The organism is Protofrankia symbiont of Coriaria ruscifolia (assembly GCF_900634745.1).
In the GTDB taxonomy this organism is placed as follows: domain Bacteria; phylum Actinomycetota; class Actinomycetes; order Frankiales; family Frankiaceae; genus Protofrankia; species Protofrankia californiensis.
In genome coordinates this window covers 50,207-72,859 of the sequence record NZ_CAAAFR010000007.1, presented here as the reverse complement: position 1 = coordinate 72,859, position 22,653 = coordinate 50,207, and the positions used below count along the sequence as shown (strand labels likewise).

Annotated in this window: 15 protein-coding genes; 6 read left to right on the top strand and 9 right to left on the bottom strand. The window is 68.0% G+C overall.

The window, feature by feature from the left end:
• Positions 1-655 precede the first annotated feature (655 nt).
• On the bottom strand, positions 656-2,215 hold the full coding sequence (gene mqo, locus CV1CTNOD_RS00920; protein ID WP_131784315.1) for a malate dehydrogenase (quinone): 1,560 nt from the start codon (positions 2,213-2,215) through the stop codon (positions 656-658).
• 843 nt (positions 2,216-3,058) lie between these two features.
• On the opposite strand from mqo, the gene CV1CTNOD_RS27520 reads away from it, so the two are divergent.
• A complete protein-coding gene (locus CV1CTNOD_RS27520; RefSeq protein ID WP_131784314.1) occupies positions 3,059-3,292 on the top strand; it encodes a hypothetical protein in 234 nt (77 codons plus the stop codon).
• 785 nt (positions 3,293-4,077) lie between these two features.
• Here the strand turns inward: CV1CTNOD_RS27520 and bldC are convergent.
• Together bldC and CV1CTNOD_RS00905 are read right to left on the bottom strand one after the other, a co-directional pair.
• Positions 4,078-4,284 (bottom strand): developmental transcriptional regulator BldC, encoded by a 207-nt coding sequence (bldC, locus tag CV1CTNOD_RS00910; protein ID WP_013871846.1) that lies wholly within the window; start codon positions 4,282-4,284, stop codon positions 4,078-4,080.
• Between the two features lie 152 nt (positions 4,285-4,436).
• Positions 4,437-5,273, bottom strand: a complete 837-nt coding sequence (locus CV1CTNOD_RS00905; RefSeq protein WP_131784313.1) for a hypothetical protein — start codon at positions 5,271-5,273, stop codon at positions 4,437-4,439.
• Positions 5,274-5,528: 255 nt separating this feature from the next.
• Between CV1CTNOD_RS00905 and CV1CTNOD_RS00900 the strand changes: the two genes are divergently transcribed.
• The 3 genes from CV1CTNOD_RS00900 to CV1CTNOD_RS00890 all read left to right on the top strand — a co-directional run bounded on the left by CV1CTNOD_RS00900 (position 5,529) and on the right by CV1CTNOD_RS00890 (position 10,427).
• A complete protein-coding gene (locus CV1CTNOD_RS00900) occupies positions 5,529-6,608 on the top strand; it encodes a Leu/Phe/Val dehydrogenase (protein WP_131784312.1) in 1,080 nt (359 codons plus the stop codon).
• Between the two features lie 183 nt (positions 6,609-6,791).
• Positions 6,792-6,992, top strand: coding sequence for a DUF3073 domain-containing protein (locus CV1CTNOD_RS00895; RefSeq protein ID WP_131764741.1), 201 nt, complete (start codon positions 6,792-6,794; stop codon positions 6,990-6,992).
• 729 nt (positions 6,993-7,721) lie between these two features.
• Positions 7,722-10,427 carry a putative bifunctional diguanylate cyclase/phosphodiesterase gene (locus CV1CTNOD_RS00890; RefSeq protein WP_131784311.1) on the top strand — a complete coding sequence of 902 codons (2,706 nt, stop codon included), beginning with the start codon at positions 7,722-7,724 and terminating at the stop codon, positions 10,425-10,427.
• A 15-nt stretch (positions 10,428-10,442) separates the two neighbouring features.
• On the opposite strand, the gene purM is transcribed toward CV1CTNOD_RS00890, so the two are convergent.
• The 3 genes from purM to CV1CTNOD_RS00875 form a co-directional block, all read right to left on the bottom strand.
• A complete protein-coding gene (purM, locus tag CV1CTNOD_RS00885) occupies positions 10,443-11,534 on the bottom strand; it encodes a phosphoribosylformylglycinamidine cyclo-ligase (RefSeq protein WP_242606256.1) in 1,092 nt (363 codons plus the stop codon).
• A gap of 140 nt (positions 11,535-11,674) precedes the next feature.
• Positions 11,675-13,183, bottom strand: a complete 1,509-nt coding sequence (gene purF, locus CV1CTNOD_RS00880) for an amidophosphoribosyltransferase (protein ID WP_242606255.1) — start codon at positions 13,181-13,183, stop codon at positions 11,675-11,677.
• A 397-nt stretch (positions 13,184-13,580) separates the two neighbouring features.
• Positions 13,581-14,504, bottom strand: a complete 924-nt coding sequence (locus CV1CTNOD_RS00875; RefSeq protein WP_242606254.1) for a sterol carrier family protein — start codon at positions 14,502-14,504, stop codon at positions 13,581-13,583.
• A 183-nt stretch (positions 14,505-14,687) separates the two neighbouring features.
• Here CV1CTNOD_RS00875 and CV1CTNOD_RS00870 point away from each other — a divergent pair, with 183 nt between their 5' ends.
• A complete protein-coding gene (locus CV1CTNOD_RS00870; RefSeq protein WP_131784308.1) occupies positions 14,688-18,440 on the top strand; it encodes a sacsin N-terminal ATP-binding-like domain-containing protein in 3,753 nt (1,250 codons plus the stop codon).
• Between the two features lie 287 nt (positions 18,441-18,727).
• Here CV1CTNOD_RS00870 and CV1CTNOD_RS00865 read toward each other — a convergent pair whose 3' ends face one another.
• Positions 18,728-18,997, bottom strand: coding sequence for a DUF2530 domain-containing protein (locus CV1CTNOD_RS00865; RefSeq protein ID WP_165485248.1), 270 nt, complete (start codon positions 18,995-18,997; stop codon positions 18,728-18,730).
• 127 nt (positions 18,998-19,124) lie between these two features.
• On the opposite strand from CV1CTNOD_RS00865, the gene CV1CTNOD_RS00860 reads away from it, so the two are divergent.
• Positions 19,125-20,096 carry a hypothetical protein gene (locus CV1CTNOD_RS00860; RefSeq protein ID WP_207386084.1) on the top strand — a complete coding sequence of 324 codons (972 nt, stop codon included), beginning with the start codon at positions 19,125-19,127 and terminating at the stop codon, positions 20,094-20,096.
• Positions 20,097-20,199: 103 nt separating this feature from the next.
• Here CV1CTNOD_RS00860 and CV1CTNOD_RS00855 read toward each other — a convergent pair whose 3' ends face one another.
• Positions 20,200-21,468, bottom strand: a complete 1,269-nt coding sequence (locus tag CV1CTNOD_RS00855; RefSeq protein WP_131784306.1) for an acyl-CoA dehydrogenase family protein — start codon at positions 21,466-21,468, stop codon at positions 20,200-20,202.
• A 72-nt stretch (positions 21,469-21,540) separates the two neighbouring features.
• On the bottom strand, positions 21,541-22,617 hold the full coding sequence (locus CV1CTNOD_RS00850) for an ABC transporter substrate-binding protein (RefSeq protein ID WP_207386083.1): 1,077 nt from the start codon (positions 22,615-22,617) through the stop codon (positions 21,541-21,543).
• Between the last annotated feature and the right edge of the window lie 36 nt (positions 22,618-22,653).

Sequence of the window (22,653 nt, the reverse complement as noted above, 5' to 3'; positions counted from 1 at the left end):
AACGCAGCTGATCGAAACTTTGCGCAACCTTCCCGCAGCCCTGATCACAACCTTGGGGTTGTTCCGGAGCCGCTTGTACTTACCGGACGTCGACGACGTGCAAAAGCCGACTCGACCCCCGTCAAGCGGAACGATCCACGTAGGCGTGGACACGCCGGAACCAGTCTTACGGAAAGCTGTTACCGCAACATACTTCGCATCACCCAGCGCCATGCTGCAAGTCATGGGCCCAGGAGGGCCCGGACCTATCGGGAGGACGAGATGCTTTTTGGCTGGAAGGCGACCAGACAATCTCGAGGGTGCCGGTACGACCGTCCTCAGCCGCCGTCCTCAGCCGTGACCGCACTCAGCAAGGACGAAGCCCTCCGCGTCGCCACCGGCCGGTGACCGACCCTTTTCAAGATCGCTTCTACTGCACCGGCACAATGCGCATTGCGCGCGGTTACCGGAAAAGGACGCCACCGCGGTCGTCGAGTTCCTTCACAGCTCGCCGGCGGCTGACCCTCATCGCGCGAGCAAACCGTTGCGGCTACAGCTCGGCGGCCCGGATAGAGCACCACTATCCGGGCCTCGCCGGAGTCCGGCCATACGAGCACGGACTGCCCCGCTCACCGGGCGAACACCATTATTCAGTGCCCCTCCCGGTCTACCCGATCTATTCGGCGGCCTCCCCGTCCCCGGTACCGGAAGATCGACGCAGAAGGAGCCGAGGAATTTCGGTGAGATGCAGGGTCTTCGCGGTCGCAGCCATCGTCTGTGCCGCGAGCTCGGAATTGTCCGAGAGCCGCTGGCCGAACGTGGGGATCATTTCGCCCAGCGTGGGCTGCCAGGCGTCATAGTGCTCCGGAAAGCACCGCCGAAGAAGATCGAGCATGATCGGTACAGCGGTGGATGCGCCGGGTGAGGCGCCGAGAATTCCGGCGATGGACCCGTCCCGGGACGCGACGACCTCGGTTCCGAACTGGAGAACTCCCCCTTTCTCGGGATCTTTCTTCACGATCTGCGCCCGCTGACCGGCCGTGATGATCCGCCAATCCCTTGCCAGGCTGCCGGGAACGAATTCCCTGAGTTCAGCGATCTTCTTCTTCCGAGTTGCTCTGAGCGCGTTCACCAGGAGGGCGACAAGTCCGATGTTGTCCCTGGCCATGGCAAGCAACGGAAGGATATTGTGCCAGCGAATGGATGACGGCATGTCGAAGACGGAGCCATATTTGAGAAACTTCGGGCTTGAACCAGCATAAGGACCGAACAGGATCGATTTCTGGCCGCCAACGATTCTGGTGTCCAGGTGCGGCATGGACATCGGCGGCGCACCGATCGGCGCCTTGCCGTATACCTTCGCATGGTGCCGGGCGACGATAGCCGGGTTGTCGGTGCGGAGGAACTGCCCGCTGATGGGCAGCAGGCCGAAGCCGTACGCCTCGGGTATACGAGATTTCTGCAGGATTTTCAGCGCCCACCCACCCGCGCCGACGAACACGAACCGCGCGGAGATTTCCTTCGTCTTCCCGTTCGTGTTGTTGTGGACGCGCAACCGCCACCGTCCGTCCGGCTTCTGCGTCAGCGCCCTGATCTCCTGGTTGAGGTGGATACTGACACCGGACGACTCGAGCGACCGGAAAAGCTGACGGCTCAGGGAGCCGAAATCCACGTCGGTCCCGGATATGTCACGGGTTGCGGCGATCTGCTCGCCGGGTTTACGCTGCTCGATCAACAACGGCGCCCAACGCTGGATCACAGCCGGGTCGTCACTGAACTCCATGGCGGAGAACAACGGCTCCGTTCGCAGCGCCTCGTACCTCCTGCGTAGAAAGCTGACATCCGCCGCCCCGCGCACGAAGGTCATGTGCGGCGTCGAGTTGATGAAGGTTTCCGGATCGGAAAATGTTCCGTCCTCCACCAGATACGACCAGAACTGGCGGCTCACCTGGAACTGTTCGTTTATATTGACGGCCTTCTGCACGTCGATGGTGCCGTCGGGGAGCTCACTGGTGTAGTTCAGTTCACACAGGGCGGCATGACCGGTGCCCGCGTTGTTCCATGGGTCCGAGCTCTCCTCGGCGACCCTGGGCAATCGCTCGTATACGTCGATCGACCAGTCCGGCTGGAGTCTGCGCAGCAGAGTACCGAGCGTGGCGCTCATAATTCCCGCGCCGATGAGGACGACGTCGGTGGACTCACGAGCCCTGTTCGTGAAGGGCGACTGCGGATTCATGCGATTCTCTTCCTTCTTTCATGATTCTCGCACCTGGCATAATTCCAGCGCACAGCCCGCATATACGCACGTATGATTGGGGTGGTGAGTCGTGAATCACGCGACGGAAAGACCTCGCCGGACCCGGACCCGCCGTCTGGTATGGGCGCCGGGTACTGCCATGAACGTCCGGACACCCCGTGAGCTGGGATAACGGGCTTACGGATGAATCATCGGGCCAGCCGCAGCGGTGTTTGCGAAATGGAATTTTTACACGCCTCTAACCTGGCGCCTTCGGGCGGGTTTCGGTCGGCATGACGACACGTCGGTAAATCACCGCAGTAAATAGGGCGGAATACCCTGCTGGCCAAGGAAAGAGGCGGTTGCCGAGACCCCGGACGGGACCCCCGGGCCGGGGACATTCCGCAGCCCCGGGTAGTCCCGTATGCCGGGTTACAACGGCGCCGGTCCGCGGTCTGCGTCCACACCGGCCGCCTACGTCCACACTCTGGCTCCCGGCCTGCAACGGACGAGGAGCGGGCGATGCGCGCATCCGTACCTGTGACGGATACACGCATCGCCGATGCGTCAACTACCCCGGGCATGGGGCAAGCATGACCAGAAGAAGACAGGCCGAACAGAGAAGACGGGCGAACAGGCCTGATCGCCCGGCTGCCGAGAGGGAATTCGCTCGCACCGGTTTGGCCGCTGCGCGGCCGGGCACGAGCGGCACAGCGGGTTATCGGCGAGTGACCCGGGGGCTTGGCGCTCCAGTCGCCTCCGGAGAACCCCGGTGCCGCGCCCGGTCTACGGGCCCGCCGAGCAGTGACAAAGCAATCACAAGGGCGCCGACGGGGAGTCACAATGAGCAGCTGTGAAGTTTGCGGCAACGACTATGAGATGAGCTTCGAGGTGCATGCCCAGGGAAATGTGCACACATTTGACAGCTTTGAATGCGCGATCCACGCAATGGCCCCGATCTGCGAACACTGCGGAGTGAAGATCTCCGGTCACGGGGCGCAGACCAACGGGCAGTTCTTCTGCTGCGCTCACTGCGCCCGTGCGGCCGGTAGAACGGAGATTCGTGACCACGCATAGCATTTCGGGATCACATGTAGCACCCAGCCAGCAGCCGCCTGGCCACTAGACGTCCGCATGTGGTTTGCCGCCACCATGCCGCTGGTCCACCATGCCGCTGGTAAAGCGATGGTCCCCACCACTCACGAAACGATGGTCTCTGGCGACGGTGGACGAGGGCGCCACCTGGGCCGCCCCGCCGGATCGGTCCCGACCCATGTCGGGGTTTGCTCGGCTGGGTCGCAACCGTGGCTTTCGCAGCGGGCTCCAGCGTCCCTCGGGGCCACGACCGTCGGCGTCTGCCCTGGTCCGCCGGCCGCAAGCGGTGCCCGGCGACGCTGGATCGGTCCACCGGCTACCGGCCGAGCACTGATCCGCAGGGCGAAAAACCACACGTCGCGACCCAGCCGGCGCTTGGGGTCTTCGACCGGGAAATGCTGACCTTCCAGTGACCCGGAAGCCAGGCCTCCGGCGACGCGAAAAACATGATCGCGCCGCCTTCGGCCCTCCATGACCCAGGAGCTGAGCCTCCAGCGGCGCGCGAAAAACGTGATCACGCCGCCTTCGGCCATCTGGTCGAAGACCCCAAAAACGCCTGGACGTACCGAAATGCCCTCGTCGTCGACAACCTCGACACATCAAAGGCACAACCATTGCCCCTGATTGGAACAACTGCCGTACCGGTGACCCCCTTGGCCTTAGCCTGACCGCATCTCAGGCAACCGGAACCATCTGGAACCCGGAGCTTGTGAAGTGCGTGAGCACAGGAAGGAGGATCCGATGCGTCTGATCGCGTCGGCGTGGGGCTATACCTCACTTCCCACGGATGGGATCCCCTTGAGGAGCGCCCGGACCTCCGCCTCCCGGTAGCGGCGATGGCCGCCGAGAGTGCGGATCGACGTGAGCTTGCCCGCCTTTGCCCACCTGGTCACCGTCTTCGGGTCAACTCGAAACATCGTTGCCACTTCAGCGGGCGTCAGCAGCGGCTCAGCGTCCGGTGTTCTCGTCGTCATTGCGTTGGCCTCCCGTCACAGAGCGTCGCTCCGTCCCATACAGATCGTGCATCCTTCGGGGGCATTTCGGACATGGCACGTCAGGACCATCTGCTGACTAGTCACATGACGTCCGAAGCGAGCAATCACGCTCAGTTAGCGGTCGCGAACCATCAGCTTGCAGACTCCCTGGTCTGAAGCGGTCTCCATCGGCTCAGGACACGCCCATACGCCGCAACCGCCGCGTCTGTTCGCCCTCGGCGTAACGCGCTGATTGCCTCGTCCAGGTCCGCGACCGACGTGTCGTTGCGCAGAGCATCGTCGTCGAGCAGATCAACGATCCCTCCGTAGTCGAGTTCGATCCGGCTGTGCGGGTGGAAGTCCTCCAGCCAGTGCTCGAGCTCGACCACGCCGTCGACGCCCGGCGAGTCCGGAGCGACACGGCGCAGCACCTCGAGTGCTTCCAGTGCCCGACCCACCCGGCGCCGGGCAAGGCCCATCGACGTCCGGTAAAGAAGCGACCTGTCGGCGGTGTCACCCGTGACCAGCGCCCGCTCCGCGGAGTCGAACAGAATGAACCACGGCGGCGGCACCATCCAGGTGCACGTCTGGACGTAGACCTTGAGATCAGGCCGTCGGCTACGCCAACGATCCAGTTCGGTTTCAGCCGGCTCTGCCAGACGTCGCGGGATGAACGCCTCAGCCACCCGCTCGGGCAGCCGACCGCGGAACTCCATCGCGGCCTGCCACACCCGCAGCTGGGTGTACCAGGGGCAGACGAACATCAGACCGTCCGCCATCTGGACGAAGGCCGACTCGTCGGCCACGTCCAGCGACGGGCGAATAGTCGCGACCAGCGCGACGGCTCGCTCCCGCCGAGCGCCGGCACGACGGGTCGGTACGCCTCCCCTGGCCGCGTACCGCTCCCAACGAAGCCGTTCGGCCGGCGGGAAGGCCGCCAGCGGCTCGTACACCCGCAGGTAGGCTGCCGGACTCACGACAGGCGCCACAGAGGAGATCCTGGCACGCCGGGAACATCAGCGAGCCGCCGCGAACCCATCGTCGACACGCGACCTCCACTCGAAGACGGCAATCCACGACGCCGGCAACGAACAATCATCACCACGCCAACCCATGGAGGGACCCGCGGATACGTTGCAGACACCAACCACGCCCGTTCAGGATGTTCCGGCTTGCCCTGACCTTGGCTACGAAGATCATATTTCCCGACGAGCCTCACGTTCCCGGCGAAGGGAGCATCACCCGTGCCGTCCGTCTTCACCGCCGGTTCGCAGCACGAACAGGTGGTCTTCTGCATGGATCCCGCCAGCGGACTGCGCGCAATCATCGCGATCTACTCGACAGCCCTCGGCCCTGCCCTCGGGGGGACCAGGTTCCACCCCTATGCCGACGAGGACGCGGCCCTCCTCGACGCCCTCGCTCTGTCCAAGGCTATGGCCTACAAGGCCGCCTGCGCCGGTCTGGATCTCGGCGGCGGCAAGGCGGTCATCCTCGGCGACCCCGACCGGGACAAGTCCGAGCCGCTGCTGCGCGCCTATGGACGCTTCGTGGCCTCGCTCGGCGGTCGCTACATCACCGCCTGCGACGTCGGTACGTACGTCGAGGACATGGACGTGATCGCACGAGAGTCCCGATGGGTCACCGGACGCTCGCCTGAGCACGGCGGTTCGGGCGACTCCGGCATCCTGACCGCCTACGGCGTATTCGAGGGGATGCGCGCCTGTGCCCGGCACCTGTGGGGCACGCCGTCCCTGGCCGGCCGCCGTGTCGCGGTCTGCGGAGTCGGCAAGGTCGGCCGACGTCTCGTGGGCCATCTGCTCGCCGACGGCGCCCGTGTAGTCGCCGCGGACGTCAGCCGGGCAGCCCTGGAGCGGCTACGAGCGGAGCATCCCGACGTCGAGACGCACGCCGATCCCGACGTGCTCGTCGAGACCGACGCGGACGTGTACTCCCCGTGCGCGCTCGGCGGTGCTCTCACCGCCGACGTTGTCGGGGCGCTGCAGGCACGTGTCGTGTGTGGGGCAGCTAACAACCAGCTCGCGGACGCGGACGTGGACAAGTTGCTCGCCGCGGCGGGCGTGCTCTACGCGCCGGACTTCGTGGTCAACGCCGGCGGACTCATCCAGGTCTCCGACGAGATCCAGGGCTATTCGCAGGAACGGGCGCAGGCGAAGGTAAGCGGCATCTTCGCCTCGACCCTGGAGGTTCTGACCCTCGCCGAGCAGACCGGGATCACCTCCACCATCGCCGCGACCCAGCTCGCGGAACGCCGGATCGGCGAGGTCGGGCGGCTGCGCCGGATCCTCGTTCCCCAGACGTCCTGAGCAACCGACTACGAGATTTCGATCTGTGATTCATGTCACGTATATGCCGCTGCGATCGCCTCTCAACCCGACAACTGTGGGGTTGGCGTGCCGGGGAGCCCGCGATCCCTGTAGTCTCGGGAGGCACGAGACAATGAGAGCACCGGGGCGGGTCCCCGTCGTCATGTTCGAGGGGGTCGAGCCATGGGGCGCGGCCGAGCGAAGGCCAAGCAGACGAAAGTCGCCCGCGAGCTCAAGTACAACTCGCCGAATATGGACCTGGATCGGCTAAAGGCCGATCTAGGTGCGGGTAGTGCGCGAGATGATACCGCGGACGATCCGTACTCGGATGATTCCTACGAGTACGACTACGCCGATGAAGATGAGGACACCGGCCGACGGTAGCGGCGCAAACATGGTGTGCGGGTCTGCGGATCCCGTACCACCGTGTACTACCACCGGGCAGTACTCATCATCACAAGGCGCACCAGGGGTGCGTGTCCCACCCCCCGTTCCACTCGTGGGGTACGCACCCTTCCTGGGCGTCTTGAGCGGCGCTCTTACGGCAACCACTTCAGCGGCCCAGGGACTTCAGGCCTCCCACGGACCTCTGGCGACCGGGAAACCTGGGCCGGCGATCTTCCCTGAGCGGTTCGACGGATGGCCGTCGAACCCGGCTGCATGGGTCCACAGGTTCCCGCGGCCGCTCCAGGCTTCCAACGGCTTCCAACGGAGCAGGGGTTCCGGCTGTGGGTTCGCGACTTCCAGCGCCGCGGGTTCCCGCGCCGCATTCGTATGCGATCACCGCGGGTCAGGCACACGGGCGAGGGCCGGGTACGTTCGACGTACCCGGATTTCATCGCATTTAGTTATTCAAGAACGACATATCGTAGTAGACCTCTACATGATCTATGCCACTATGGGCATCATTCGAGCCGAGCGTCCCAGTCGGTACGGACTCGACCGATACACGTGGCAAACTGGCGGAGTCGCATCACCGCCGGACCTCCTCAGGCTGGAGGCGATGACGGCCGTTCCGTCCAAGCGGGTCTCGGCCTGAACGTGTGAGCCTACGAGAAGGCTGCTGGCAGGTGTCGGCGTGTTGCCCGCAAGGTCGAGACGGAGGCCGGCTACATGTCCACAAAGCCGCCGTCAACCTCGTCGCCGTACGCCTCCTCACGCGAGGCTACCCAGGGCAATAGCCGGTTCCGTTCTTCTCGTCTGCTCCCGGCCCTGCACGGCATGCTCTCGCTCACATCCGCGGTGGCCGTCGCCGTCGCGGTGGTGTTTGCCGCACGAGGTGACCGGCCGGCCTGGGACGCGCTCGCCCTGGCCCTACCCGTCCTGGTACTCGGCCAGCTATCGATAGTCATTCGCCGGATCGGCCGTACCCCCGAGGACCTCAACCTCAGGGAAGCTTCACTGATCATCGTCCTCGCACTGGTCCCAGGCCCGTGGGTCATCCTGCTCGGCCTGCCGGCGACGTTGGGACCGCAGCTGGCCGTCGGACGCCGGCTGCTTCCGGCGCTGATGCACACCGCCGTCGTCACCACGAGTACTGGGGCAGGTGTCCTGGCCGCAGCCGCGGTCATGGGTGGCCGCGACCTGCCAGCGATGCTCCCGGACGCCCACGCGTTCGCCGCCGCGGCCGTGGCCGCCGCGGTCTGTGGAGTCCTCACCTGGGTCCTGACCGCGTGCGCGGCAGCGCGCCCAGGGGCGTCCTTCCAGCGGTCGGGGGCATCCTCCCGGCGCCTGCCGCACGACAGCCTCGCAGTCCTGCGGTTGCAGTCGATTGTCGCAAACACCGCGCTGGGCCTGCTGGTGCTCGCGATCGTGCGCTGGAGCCCGGTCGCTGCGCTCACGCTTCCGCTCGCCGCGGCCGGCCCTGGCATCTGTCACCACCGCAGACTCCGCTCCCTGGAGGAACGCAGCCACTGGGACGAGATCAACGCTGCGTCCTGGGAACTTGCCGACGCCGACGAGCCGACCGTCATCATGATTGCAAAACGTAGAGCCGAGACCCTGTTCCGCGCGGACAGCACGACGTTGACCATCTGGCCCGTGGCACCCGCCGACGGTCCGCCGGCAACGGTCGAACAACATCCGTCCCACGGTGTGTCGCCGGAAGGCACGCTTCCGGAAGGCGCGCTCCAGGAAGAAGACTCGCTTCCAGACGAACTTCTGGGCGAAGGTGTCCGCCGGAGAAAAGAAGGGGCCCTTCCGGGAGCGGGAGGCCAACCAGCTCCGTCCAGGCGCCGCCGGAGGCTGTCGTGCCGGGTCCGGGAGGCCGGCGCACCCCTGCTCGCGGGCGAGGAACAGATCGGCGTCCTCACGCTGACCTTCCACCAGCCGACGGCCTGGCGTCAGCACGAGGACCAGATTCTGGCGGCTTTCATCCAGACGGTCTCCCGCGCTCTTGCGCATGCCCGGTTGGAAGCTCGCGCCCGCCGGGCGGCCGAGGAGCAGGCCCACGATGCCGGGCACGACTGGCTGACCGGCCTGGACAACCGCCGGCTGCTGATGGCCAGGGCAGCGGCCGAACTACAGCGGCAGGCCACGACGGGCAGGTCCGTCGCTCTTATGATGATCGACCTGGACCGCTTCAAAATCATCAATGACACCCTCGGACACAGCGCCGGTGACCGTGTGCTGCAGGCCGTTGCCGAGCGGCTACGGCGCAGCGTCCGGGAGGACGACGTCGTCGCCCGCCTGGGCGGGGACGAGTTCGCCGTCCTCGTCACCGGCATCGAGGACCCCGCTCAGGCCGAGGCAACTGCCGCCGAACTCGCCGACGTGCTGTGCCGTGACGTCGTCATGGACGGCATCGCATTGGCGGTGGAGGCATCCGTCGGGGTCGCCTGCTGCCCCCAGGACGGGACCAACACCGAGGAGCTTCTGCAACGGGCCGACATCGCCATGTACCAGGCGAAACACTCCCACCCCCGGTGGCGGCGCTTCGAGGCCGACAGCCACGACTCCTCCCTGGAACGGCTCGCCCTGGTCGCCGAGCTGCGCTCCGCGATCAACGGGAACGAGCTGGTGCTCAACTACCAGCCTCAGGTGGAGCTGGAGACCGGGCGGATCAGTGGCGTCGAGGCGCTCGTCCGCTGGAACCATCCGCGGCGCGGGATGCTCACCCCCGAGATGTTCGTTCCCGCGGTCGAGCAGTCCGGGCTGGTACAGGACTTCACCAGAGCGATCCTGGAGCAGGCCCTCGTCGCATGCGCCGGTTGGCGAGCCGGCGGCTTCGACATCACGGTGTCGGTCAACCTCTCTGCTCGTAATCTCCTGAACACCGAACTGCCCGGGGAGGTGGCGAAGCTGCTGGTCAAGCACGACGTCCCGGCAGCGGCGCTCACCCTGGAGATCACCGAGACCGCGATGATGTCGGACAAGCGGACGGCACGCCGGTTACTGATCAAGCTACGGGAGATCGGCGTCCGGATCGCGGTCGACGACTTCGGCACGGGATTCTCATCCCTGACCCTGCTGCAGGAGCGGGTCCTCGACGAGGTCAAGGTGGACCAGAGCTTTGTTCGCAAACTGCTGATCGAACAGGGTGACGCCGCGATCGTCGCCGCCACGATCCACCTGGCGCACACCCACAACCTGCGGGTGGTCGCGGAGGGTGTGGAGACCGCCGAACTCATGGAAGCACTGACGGCGTTGCGCTGCGATTTCGTCCAGGGCCTGCATACCGGCGCGGCCATGCCGCTGCCGGAGCTCACCGGCTATCTGCGGGCATCGGCATCCGCCCCCCGGCTGGCCGTCGGCACGAACGCCCGGATCCTGCCGCTGCACCGCAGGCGCCCCCGCGGGTCCAACCCTCTCGGAGACTAACCAGCCCCCAGGAGACTAACCGGCGGGAGGGTGTTCCCCGACAAGCCGGGCCTGGCCTTCACCGGCGGAACCGACGACGTCCCCGATGATCCAGGCAGGGACCCCCCGGGCAGCGAGCAGGTCCACGGCGGCTGCTGCGTCGCCCGCGCCGAGGAGGGCTACCATCCCCACCCCGAGGTTGAACGTCTGTTCCATCTCGGCCTGCGGTATGCCACCACGTTCGGCCACCAGAGGGAACAGGGGTGGTGGGGCCCAGGTGGACCGGCCCAGGCGGGCGGTCATACCGGCAGGCACCACCCGCGCCAGGTTGGCTGCAAGCCCTCCACCGGTGACATGCGCGAAGGCGTGGACGTCCAGGGCCTCGGCAAGGGCGAGGCAGTCACGGGCGTAGATCCGGGTGGGAACGAGAAGTGCATCACCGAGAGTGGTACCCAGATCGTCCTCGTGGCGGGCCAGGGCAGCCCGGCCCTCGGCGGACACCCCGCCGGGACCGTCGGGGTCCGTCGGGCCGAGCAGCGCGTGGCGCACTAGGGAATAGCCGTTGGAATGCAGACCGGACGAGGCCATCGCGACCACCGCGTCCCCGATCCGCACCCGGTCCGATCCCAGCAGCGCGTCCGCCTCCACGACACCGACCCCGGTGGCGGCGAGATCGTAGTCGTCGGCACCCATGAGACCGGGATGCTCCGCGGTCTCGCCACCGACCAGCGCGGCGCCGGCCTGCTCACAGCCCTGCGCGATCCCGGCGACGATCGCGGCGATCCGCTCCGGGACGACTACCCCGCAAGCGATGTAGTCCAGCAGGAACAGCGGTTCGGCACCGCAGACCACCAGGTCGTCCACGACCATCGCGACCAGGTCGACACCGACGGTATCGTGCCGCCCGACAGCCCGCGCAATGGCGATCTTCGTGCCGACACCGTCGGTCGACGAGGCAAGCAACGGACGCCGGTAGCGGGCGACGTCGAGAGCGAACAGCCCGGCGAAACCCCCGAGGGACCCGACCACCTCGGGACGCGTGGCCCGGGCGACATGCTCGCGCATGAGCGCGACGGCGCGGTCACCGGCGTCGATGTCAACACCGGCATCCCGGTAGGACACGCTCACCGGCCGCGAGGGCCGCGAGGGCTGCAAGGGCTGCAAGGGCTGCAAGGACCGTGAGGACCACGCGGGCCCTCCGGGGGGGAGCCCTGGTCCGTGCGGACTCGCCGCACCCTGCGAACCCCGCGAACCGGGTGGCGGCACGCTCACCTTGGTCGCACCACAGAGTCCACGTCCGGGGACGGGTCTGCGCCGTTCATCCCGACCGTGATCTCGTCCACGACATCCTCCAGCAGGTACTTACCGAGATGATCGGTGTGTGGAAGCGGCACCGGGTAAACCCCGTCGAAACAGGCCCGGCACAACGTTTCAGCCGGTTGGCGGGAGGCCGCGACCAGGCCGTCCAGCGAGACGTAGGCGAGGGAGTCCGCGCCCAGTGACTCACGGATCTCCTCGATGCTGGCGCTGCTCGCGATCAGTTCCGCGCGGGTGGCGAAGTCGATGCCGTAGAAGCACGGCCAGCGCACCGGCGGCGAGGAGATCCGCACGTGCACCTCGACGGCACCGGCCTCGCGCAGCATCCGCACCAGGGCCCGCTGGGTGTTGCCACGCACGATCGAGTCGTCGACGACGACGAGCCGGCGGCCGTCGATCACGTCGCGCAACGGGTTGAGCTTCAGGCGTATGCCGCGCTGGCGGATGGTCTGCGACGGCTGGATGAAGGTCCGTCCCACGTAGGAGTTCTTCACCAGCCCCTCGCCGTAGGGAATCCGGCTGGCCTCGGCGAAGCCGACCGCCGCCGGCACGCCGGACTGCGGTACCCCGATGACGAGATCGGCGTCCGCCGGGGCCTCGCGGGCGAGGGTGCGGCCGACCTCCACGCGGGTCGCGTGCACGGAACGGCCCGCGATCGTCGTGTCCGGACGGGCCAGATAGACGTACTCGAACAGGCATCCGTGCGGCGTCGCGGGCGCGTATCTGCGCGAGCGCGGTCCACCGGCATCGATGACGATCAGTTCCCCGGGTTCGACCTCGCGGACGAACCCGGCGCCGACGATGTCAAGGGCAGCGGTCTCACTCGCCACGACCCAGCCGGAGTCCGGGCCGTTCCCGCCGAGCCGGCCCAGGACCAGCGGGTGCACCCCGTGCGTGTCACGGGCGGCATACAGGGTCGAGGTGTCGCAGAAGACCAGCGAGAACGCGCCAGCCAACTGGGGCAGCACGGCCATGGCCGCGTCCTCCAGCGTCGGACCCGGATGGGCGGCCAACATAGCCGTGATCAGATCGGAGTCGGTCGTCGCCCGGATCCGGCCTTCGCCGGTGTCGACGAGATCGGCGGCAAGCTTGACGGTGTTGGTCAGGTTGCCGTTATGGCCGAGCGCGATGGCGTTCCCGCCCCGCGATGATCGATAGGACGGCTGGGCGTTCTCCCAGGTCGACGATCCGGTCGTCGAATAGCGCGTGTGCCCGACGGCCGCGTGACCGGACAGGCTGGCAAGCGTCACCTCGTCGAAGACCTGGGCGACCAGCCCCAACTCCTTGAAGACAAGGACGGTCCGGCCGTCGGCAACGGCGATACCCGCCGCTTCCTGGCCTCGGTGCTGCAATGCATACAGCCCGTAGTAGGTAAGTTTCGCAACATCCTCGTCCGGCGCCCACACGCCGAAGACCCCACAGGCGTCCCTGGGACCCGGATCATCGGCGTAATCGGACACACAGCACCCCGCACGAGGGCCGCCAGCGCCTACACACGATGTACTGGGACTACACGCTGTTACAACTTGCGGGATACGGACAGGACCGGGAGCTACCGCCGGACAAGCAGGTGGGCAGGTCGAACAGTCACCGACGTCGCGCAACACAGCTCCTTGGACGTCGTTGGTACTGGTCCGGCATCCACGCTAGCAGTGCAAACCCGGGCCGACATCCGTCGATCTCCAACTCATGCGAACACAGCGGATATCACAGACATATCTCGCGCTCCTTACGGCCAAAATAGGCGCGATCATGTTTCTTCCGCACAGCCGGGGACCGAGTCCCCGGCCACTGAGTGCGACCGGGCTTCCCGTTACGATCATCTGGTCCGCTCCGAGAGTTCCGGCGGCCTACCGATCAAGTGATCCGCAGCAGCGGGAGGTACGGGCGAAGATCGGCACGGGCGCCGCTGGCCCGGACCCGGCCGTCCGCCGTCGCGGCCGCCCAACTCAGGCGGCCTACCGCGACCTCGACAAAGGCAACAGCCTCGGCTTCGACCACGTTCGGCGGGGTACCTCGGGTATGTCGTGGACCTTCGACGACCTGCACCGCGGCGAAGGGGGGCACCCGGACCTCCACCGAACGTCCCGGGGCGCGCGCCCCGAGCAGGCCGGTGCATACCTTCACGGCGAGTCGCAGTGCGTCCCGAACCGGCTCAACCCCGAGATCCAGGCCATGAACGACGCCCTCCACCGCCCCGGCGAGCAGAAAGTCCCCGAGACGCATCCCAGCACCCCCGCCCCTCCCCTCGGTCGCGACAGTGACCAGGCGCCCGGTGTCGACACCGTCGAGACCGGCCGCCGCGGCGACGACGCAATCCCGCAGCCGCGACCGGATGCCGCCGGCGAAGTCGGCAGGATCAGCGATGTCAGGGGCGGCAGGGCCAGCGCGGCCAGCTGGGGAGGCGGCAGGATCGGTGGCGTCGGTGGCGTCGGTGGCGTCGGTGATGCCGGGACCGGCGGCGCCCTGGCCGCGCCGCGGCGCGGCAGCCGTCCCAGCAGTCACCCCGGCCGGTGTACCGGACGCCGGCAGATGGTCGGCAAGGTAGGCCGACAGGCTCATGTCGGTGGCGGGTGGAGGCAGACCCGCGACCACGTCCGACAGCATGGCCACGGATCCGATGAGGCGCACGACGAGATCTGCGACGCTCCGGCCGGGCAGCCTGCTCGGCTGCGTGAACGCCAGGTCGGCGAATGTGTCCACCCTGTCCGCGATCCGCTGCCATTGGCCGATCACCGCCGACACCAGTTTCGGATCATCACGACGAGCCGCGGACACCACCGTCCGATTATCGGTCAGCGGGCCGAAGGCGGCGCGATCATTGGTCTTTTTCGCGCCGCCGGAGGTCCAGCTCCTCGGACCAGCAGCGGGCCGAAGGTTGCGTGAGCACATTTTTTCCGCGCCACTGGGAGGCCCCGAGTCCCCGGGGCACTGACAGGGGCCGTCGAAGAGGAGGATGGGCTGATGGACACGCAGCCGTACGGGAACGTGATTGTGGACGCCGCCGACGGCGAAGCCCTGGACGACCCGTTCGGAACGGCCGCCGTCCGTCGCCGGGTGCTGGACGCCTGGGCCGCATCCCCCGCCCGTTTCCGCGAGGACGCGAACGCCGAAGAGGACGCCGCCCGCGGCGCCTACCGCGACCGCCTCGTCGTGGAGCTGCTCCAGAACGCCGTGGACGCGGCCCATGCCGCAGGTGTCGGGTGTCGGGTTCTCATGACGCTGACCAGCGACCGCGACCCCGACGACGACGATCGCGGCGGTGACGGTCGCGGCAGCCGTGGCGGCATGCTGGAGATCGCCAATACCGGGATGGCGCTGTCCGTACCGGGGGTCGAATCGCTGTCGACGCTGCGCGCCTCAGCCAAACGCGACACAGCGGCCCTCGGTCGCTTCGGGGTCGGCTTCGCCGCCGTCCTGGCTGTCAGCGACACCCCGTCGATCGTGTCACGGGACGTCCAGGTGACTGCGGGCATGCCGGCCGGTAGCCGCGGGGTCCGCTGGTCGAAGCAGGAAACGATCGACGCGATCGGCGCGCTCGGCGTGCCGGCCCTCGATGCCGAGCTGGCGCGCCGAGACGGCGCCGTCCCGGTGCTCCGGCTGCCCTCCCCCGTGGTCGACGCGGTGCCACCGCCGGACGGTTACGACACCGTCGTCCGGCTGCCGCTGCGCGACGTCGACGCGACGTCGCTGGCCCGCGCTCTCCTTGAGGGTCTCGACCCGACGCTTCCGCTGGTCATGCCCGGGCTCACCGAGGTCATCATCGTGATCGACGGAGTACGGCAGACCTTGACCTGCGCCTGGACAGATCCAGTGCCGGAAGGTGTGGAGATCGCCGTGCTCGGCGGCAAGCGCTGGCTCGGCCGGGTCCGGCGCGGGATGATCCCGCCCGACCTGCTTGCCGACCGGCCGGTGGAGGAGCGAGTCCGCACCGGGTTCGAGGCGCGGGCCTTCGTGCGCGAGGGCGGCTGGCCCGAAGACGTCCCGAAGCTCGTCCGAGCGCCACAACCGACCGACGAGCAGCTGTCGTTGCCGGTGCTGGTCAGCGTGGGTCTGCCCCTCGAGCCGTCCCGCCGGCACACGATCGCCGGCCCACTGCGGGACTGGCTGGTGGACCGACTCGCCGAGGCGGTCGTCGACCTCGCCGTCGACCTGGGCGGCAGCCAGCTGCCGGCATCGGACCCCCGGCCGGCGCAAGCGCAGGCGCTGACGGCATCGGACGCCCTGCGGGCGCAGGTGGAGGCAGCCTGGGGCGCCCCGCCGGCACAAGCGCAGGCCCAGGCAGCGTTGGGCGCCCCGCTGGCGCTGGCGCCGACGGCCTCGCTCGAACTCGTCCCTACCGGGCTGCCGGTAGGCGGAGTCGATGCCAGGCTCCGGGAAGCCCTTGCCCGGCTTCTGCCGGACGCGCCGATGCTGCCTGGCGGCCGCCGTGGCGTCGACTGCGTCGTCTGCGACCTCGGCCCCGCAACCGATCCGATCACCGCGCTGCTCGCGGCTGCGACGGACAGTGCCGCCCCAGCCCTGAAGTCCGCCGACACCGCTGCGCTCGTCGACGCCGTCCCACCCGCTGGTCTCACCGACACCCTCCCGCTCACCGGTGACGATCCGCTTGCCGATGATGACGACCGCACGGGCAACCGTGTCGACGACACAGGCGGTGCTGTCGACGGCCTGCTGCCCGCGGCCTATACCGCCCGCCGCTGGCGTCCGGCCCTGGAGGCCCTGGGGGTACGCCGTCTCGACACCGCCGGGGTCGTCGAGATCCTCACCGAGCTGCGCAGGCCACCGGCATGGTGGGCACACGTCTACGCAGCGCTGGCAAATGCTCCCGACCGGGACGCCCTCGGTGCGCTGCCCGTCCCGCTGGCCTCCGCCGGCGGGTCCACCGCCGCGGACGCGACCGGCGCCGCCGGAGACTCTCGGGAGCTGGGCGTCCGGATGGTCACCGGCCCACGTGGGGTGCTGCTTCCCACCCCCGAGCTGGACGTCGTCGCGCTGGTGACCTCGGGTCTACCGCTGCGGGTGGTGCATCCGGACGCCTGCGCCGGTGCCGCTCGTGATGCTCTGCGTACTTTGGGTGCGGTCGAGGGAACCCCCACCGGTGTCCTGCGCGACGGATCCGTCCGCGACGCGATCATGGACGCCGACGCGGACGCGGATCCCGACGCCGCACTCGCGCTGGCCAACGCCGTCCTGGCACTTGTCCGGGACGCGGGCATCGGTGACACCGGTGGCGGGAGCGTCGCCGGTGAGCTGCCCTGGCTCACCGACCTGCTGCTTCCCGACAGCGACGGCGACTTCACCCCCACCGGCGAGCTCCTGATCGCCGGCGGCCCGCTCGACCGGGTACTCGCGGCGGATGCGCCGTTCCGCGTCCTGGCCGACGACTTCACGCGGGCATGGCCGGTACAGGTACTCGAAGCGGTCGGGGTACTGCGGACCTTTGCCGTGCTCAGCGCCACCGACGTCCGGCTCGATCCGGACGAACCGGTCCTGCTCGACCTGGACGACAGCGACACCTGGGTGGAGGAACTCGCCGCCGACGACCCGGCCGAGTCCGATCCGGCCCTGGCAGGAGCCGACCTGAGCGCGCCGCCCACCCTGCGGACCTTCACCGCCGTTCGCGATCTCGAGCTCGTCGACCCGTCGCGGTGGCCTGCCGCGCTCGCGGAACTGGCCCGGCCACCCCTGCGAGATGTGATCATGCGCTCCGACCGGTTCCGGGATACCGGTCATCCCGGTTGGGGCCGGGGTTCCGGTGCCGGTTCGCCCACGCACGCCGGCGTGTCGTACACGCGCTGGTGGCTCTCGCGCAACGCGCTGCTTCCGGTCGCCGGATCCGCGACTGTGCTGCCACCGCCGGAGCTTGCCCTGCCCGGCGCCGACCCGCTGCTCGACGGACTGTTCGCGCCGGCCGCCACGCTGCCCGGAGTCGACGTCGACCTGCTGCGCCGGCTCGGTTGCCGGCTCACGCTCTCCGACGTCCTAAGCGATCCGGACGCGGTCCTCGACCTGCTGGACCGGCTCGGCGACGCCGACCGGGACGTGCCGTGGCCGGCGGCCCGTGCCCTTTACATGGCCGCGGTGGATGCCGTTGCCGCCCTCCCCCGCACCGACACCAACGGCAACGGCAACGGCAACGGACCAGCCGGTATCGACCCCCCGTTCACCGTCCGTACTCCGGACGGAGTGGTACGGACGTCCGACGCCGTGATCGTGGACGCGCCGGACCTCCTGCCGCTGCTCGGTGCGGGCCGCGGAGCGTTGCGGATGCCGCTGGACCGGGCAGCCGAGGCATCACATGTACTCGGCGTACCACTGCTTTCGACACTGGGCGACTGCGACATCGTCATCGCTCGCGATGACCGTGACGTCATCATCGCTTCCGACGACCGTGACGCCGTCGTCAGGCCCGACGAAGGGGACGCCCCTCAAGCCCCCGAGGAACTCACGGCACCGGACGGGACGCCGTACCTTTCCCACACCCGCCTGCTCGTGGCCGACGTCGATGGTCGGCCCACACCCGTCCCGTGGCGGGTGATCGGTGGCATCAGCGGGGAGATTCACGTCGATGCCGCCGCCGGAACGAACGCGCTGGCAAGGGCCCTGGCCTGGCATGCCGGTACCTGGGACCGTCGGCACGCCATCGCCGAGGCGCTGCGCGACCCCGCTGGTGAAGGCCAGCTCCAGGCCGAGGCCGACCTCGACGACTCCTGACCCAGCGCGCCCCCGGCCGCCGAGAGGATGGGCGGCAAACATGCATGACAGGAGCCCGCAACCTCGGATGGAACTCGCCCGCCGCAAGCCCCTCAACGAACAGGTCCACCGCTCGGCGGAACACCGCCTGTTCTGCTGAGCTCAGCCATGGAACTCCGCGAGGAAGCGCGCCGCCGGCATGTAGCCGGAAAATGACCAATGTCACCGATCGTACCTTCGGGCCACAGCGATGCTCGCAGCCCGTGTCATAAACTACTTACGATGCGTAGCGACCACTGCAGATCACATCATGCCTGGGAATCATGGGCGGGGGGAACCCGCTGGCGCAGGCGGTTGCGGCGGCGGGTCGTGGACCAGATGCCGGCCAGACCGAGCACCGAACCGACGGCGGCGGTAGCGATCAACCACAGGTGACCGGCATCGCGCAGATCATCCCAGAACGGCAGCATCACGACCAGGCCAACGAACCACAGGACCGTCCCCACCGTCACCGACAGCACACCGTCGTACGGGAGCGGTTCCAGCTGCCGGCGCTCGCCCGTCGCGCTCACCCTCATGACGCTACCCGGGCTCGCCCGTCCGGGGCGGAGCATACGGATGCCGTCTGCTGTGACTGCGCCGCGGTCTGCGCCCGCCGGGAGCCTGCGCCCCGCCGCTGTTCACCGGGTCGCTACAGTTGGGCCGGTGGTGACGAAGGAAGCTCTGCGTACGCCCAAACCGCCGCTTCCCCTGTGGGATACTGCCGTGACCGTTGTGCCACCGCCCGGCGGCGGTCCCGGGTACTGGGCGGGAGCGCCGAGCGCGATTCTCGTCGATGGAATCTTCTATCTGGCCTACCGGTTACGCCGTCCGCTCGGACATGGCCGTGGATACGCCGTCGTCATCGCCAGGTCGACCGATGGTGAGCGGTTCGAAACGATAACCACGATCGACCGGGAACCCTTCGGCGCGGAGTCCCTGGAGCGCCCTGCGCTCGTCGTCACGCCCGAAGGCCGGTGGCGGCTCTACGTCAGCTGCGCCACGCCGAACAGTCCGCACTGGTGGGTCGACCTCCTGGAGGCGGATTCCCCGAGCGGCTTCGACCCGGCCGACCGTCGCACCGTCCTTCCCGGGGACGCCCACACCGCGGTCAAGGACCCGGTGCTGGTCCGGACGGACGAGGGCTGGCACCTGTGGGCCTCGTGCCACTTCCTGGACGACCCGGACGCCACGGACCGGATGGAGACCCGCCACGCGACCAGCCCGGACGGCCTGACCTGGACCTGGCGGGGCACCGCGCTCGCACCGCGTCCCGGCGCCTGGGACCGCCGCGGGGTCCGGATCTCCTCGGTCCTCTGCGACGACCGGCAGCCGATCGCCTACTATGACGGCCGCGCATCGGCCGAGGAGAACTGGGAGGAACGTACCGGGATTGCCGTCGGGCTCACCCTGAACGACCGGTTCCACGCGGTGGGCGACGAACCGGCCGCGGTGTCACCCCACGGCGCCGGAGGTGTGCGCTACCTGAGCGTCGTCGAGCTCACCGACGGCGGAACCCGGCTGTTCTACGAGGCGACACGCTCCGACGGCGCCCACGAGCTGTACACGGAACTCCATCCGCCGACCAGCGACACCGCGGTTGACTTCCGGCCCCCGGCCGCGCGCCAAAAACTATGAGCACCAAAAACAGCGACAAACTCGCGATGATCTTCTCGGTGGCCGGCGCCCGTCAACGCATGCCACCGTTGACCAGGCCACGCCTGGTCACCCGGCCGACGCGCTAGCGAGCCAGCAGGGCGCGGCCGGCCGCGGCGTGAATGGCGTCATCCTGCGGGGTGTGCACCCGGCCGCAGAGCACGTTTCGGTAGTGACGCTCCAGTGGGTTCGCGCGTGTCAGGCCGGGATTGCCGATCAGGGCAACCGCCTGGCCCACCACGTTGATCGCGGCGTTCGTGACGACCGACTTCACGGCGCTACCGCTGGAAGCGAGAACCGCTTTCCCTGCGTCGACCTCACGCGCGGTCGTCTCAACGAGCATCCGGATCGTGGTCAGCGTGACGTCGATCTCCCCGACAGCGGCCTGGAACCGCGGCAGGCTCGCCAACGGCTTGCCGAGGTTGGACGGTACCCGCTCGTGCAGAAAGCTGATCAGCCAGTCGCGGGCAGCCTCGGCGACACCCAGATAGATCGCCGAAATGGCCAGGCCGTTCCATGATGCGATGTTGGATCCGGCCGCAGCCGGGTCCTTCAGCGTCGACACGGGAGTCAGCGCGATCCCCGCTCCAGCGTCCAGGCGCACCCGGTTGAAGACCACGTCATGGCTTTCGGTTGCGCGCATACCGAAGTGGTCCCAGGTACGGATGATCTCGATGCCCGGGGCGTCCGCCGGCACCAGGAAGGTGCCGACCCGCGGCTCGCGCGACTTCGGCTGCTCCTGGGAGGACTCCGGCTGCTCCTGGGAAGCGGCATCCCCCACCGGATCGCTGGCGGGATCGGTGGCTCCCCACACCAGCATCCAACGCAGCACCGGCGCGCCCGTCGAATAGATCTTGTGGCCGGTGAGCTCCCAGCCGTCCCCGGTCCAGCGTCCTGTCGTCGCCGGTATACCGCCACGCGCGGGGGTGCCGAGGTCGGGTTCCACCCGCAGCCCGTTGACCATCGCACCCTCTTCGACGGTGGAACGCGCAACGGGCGCGTATGCCTCCTCGGGCCATTCTCCGGAACGTCCGTAATGTGCATGGATGAGGTAGGTCATGGCAAGGACCAGCGCGGTCGACGGGTCGCCTCGGGCTATCGTCCCGAGCACCTCGACCACGTCGGACAGGCCTGCCTCCACCCCGCCGTAGGCAACGGGGACCGTGAGCCCGACCAGCCCGGCCTGGCGCAGCCGGTCGAGATTCGCCACCGGGAAAATCCCCGACCGGTCGTGTTCGGCCGCGGTCTCGGCGAACTCGGCAGCCAGCTCGACCAGCAGCTCCTGACGCGACTGACGCGACTGACGCGACTGACGCGATGGCGCAACTGACGGTGGAGCGCTCTGGATCGACATGGGTCACTCTTTCCGGGAGATGTGGCTGCCAGTGGACAAAACCCGGGTGGCCGCGGCCGACAACGCCGTCGGTCAGGCGCCGATTTTCTCGATCTCGACGTTGAATGCCGTACTCCAGTAATCGGCCACGTCCACCTTGGATTTCAGCAGTTCCGCCTTGACGAAGACGTCCGCGACGTCCTGCTCGGAGGCGATGGCCGCCGGGGAGGTCGGGAGGAGCTTGAAGGGCCGCTGCTCCTCCCCGGTTCTGAAGACCTCCAGAGCCTGCGCCAGAGGTTGCTTCGTCTGCTCGGCGGTGACCTTCGCCCAGTCGTCGGGATGCGCCCGGGCCCACGCGTATGCTTTCTGCTGGCGACCGAGGAAGTCGGTGATGGCCGCGTGCAGGGCCGGGTCGGCTATCGCCTTCGGTGTGGCGGCGTAGTTGAAGTTACCGGACAGGATCTTCTCGCCGCTGCCCAGCGTCGTCGCGCCGGCCTGCTTCGCGGTGATGACGGCGGTGCCGTATGTCGCAAGTGCGTCGATGTTGCCTGACAGCAGAGCGGTCACGCCGTTGGGGACGGTCAGCTTGACCGGCTCGACGTCGTTCCAGCCGAGACCCGCCTGCTCCAGCAGCTTGAACAGGAAGTAGTGGGCGGTCGTGCTGGCGACATAGCCGATCTTCTTTCCCTTCAGATCGGCCACCGACTTCACCGGAGAACCCTTGGGAACGAGGAGTTCCTGCAGGAGAGTGTTGCCCTGCAGCACCGCGATGACCTTGAAGTTGCCGCCGCCCGCGGACTGGCTGGCGAAGATGGGCGGAATCTCGCTTGCACTGGCGAGGTCCAGGTTCCCGGCAGCCATCGCCTGAAGCTGCAGACTCCCGCTGTCAAACGTAACGTATTCGACCTTGTACGGCGTGTTGGACAAGCCGGCGGATTCAAGATAGAGCCGCTGCCGCTGATACCCGGTCTCTCCGACACGCAGGATGACGCCGCCGAGGTCCGGTGTGCCGGCGACCCCCGCGGACGTGGTGGCGGTGGGCTTGTCCGAATCCCCGCCGCAGGCAGCCAGGCCAGCTGTCGCAACCAGGGCCACAAGCAGTACGGAAAACGCGCGAAACCGGGATCTGCGTCGTCCCGGCGACATTCGCTCGACTATTTTCAGGCGCACCTTTTCACCTCCACGTTATTCGGATCAAAGGATTTA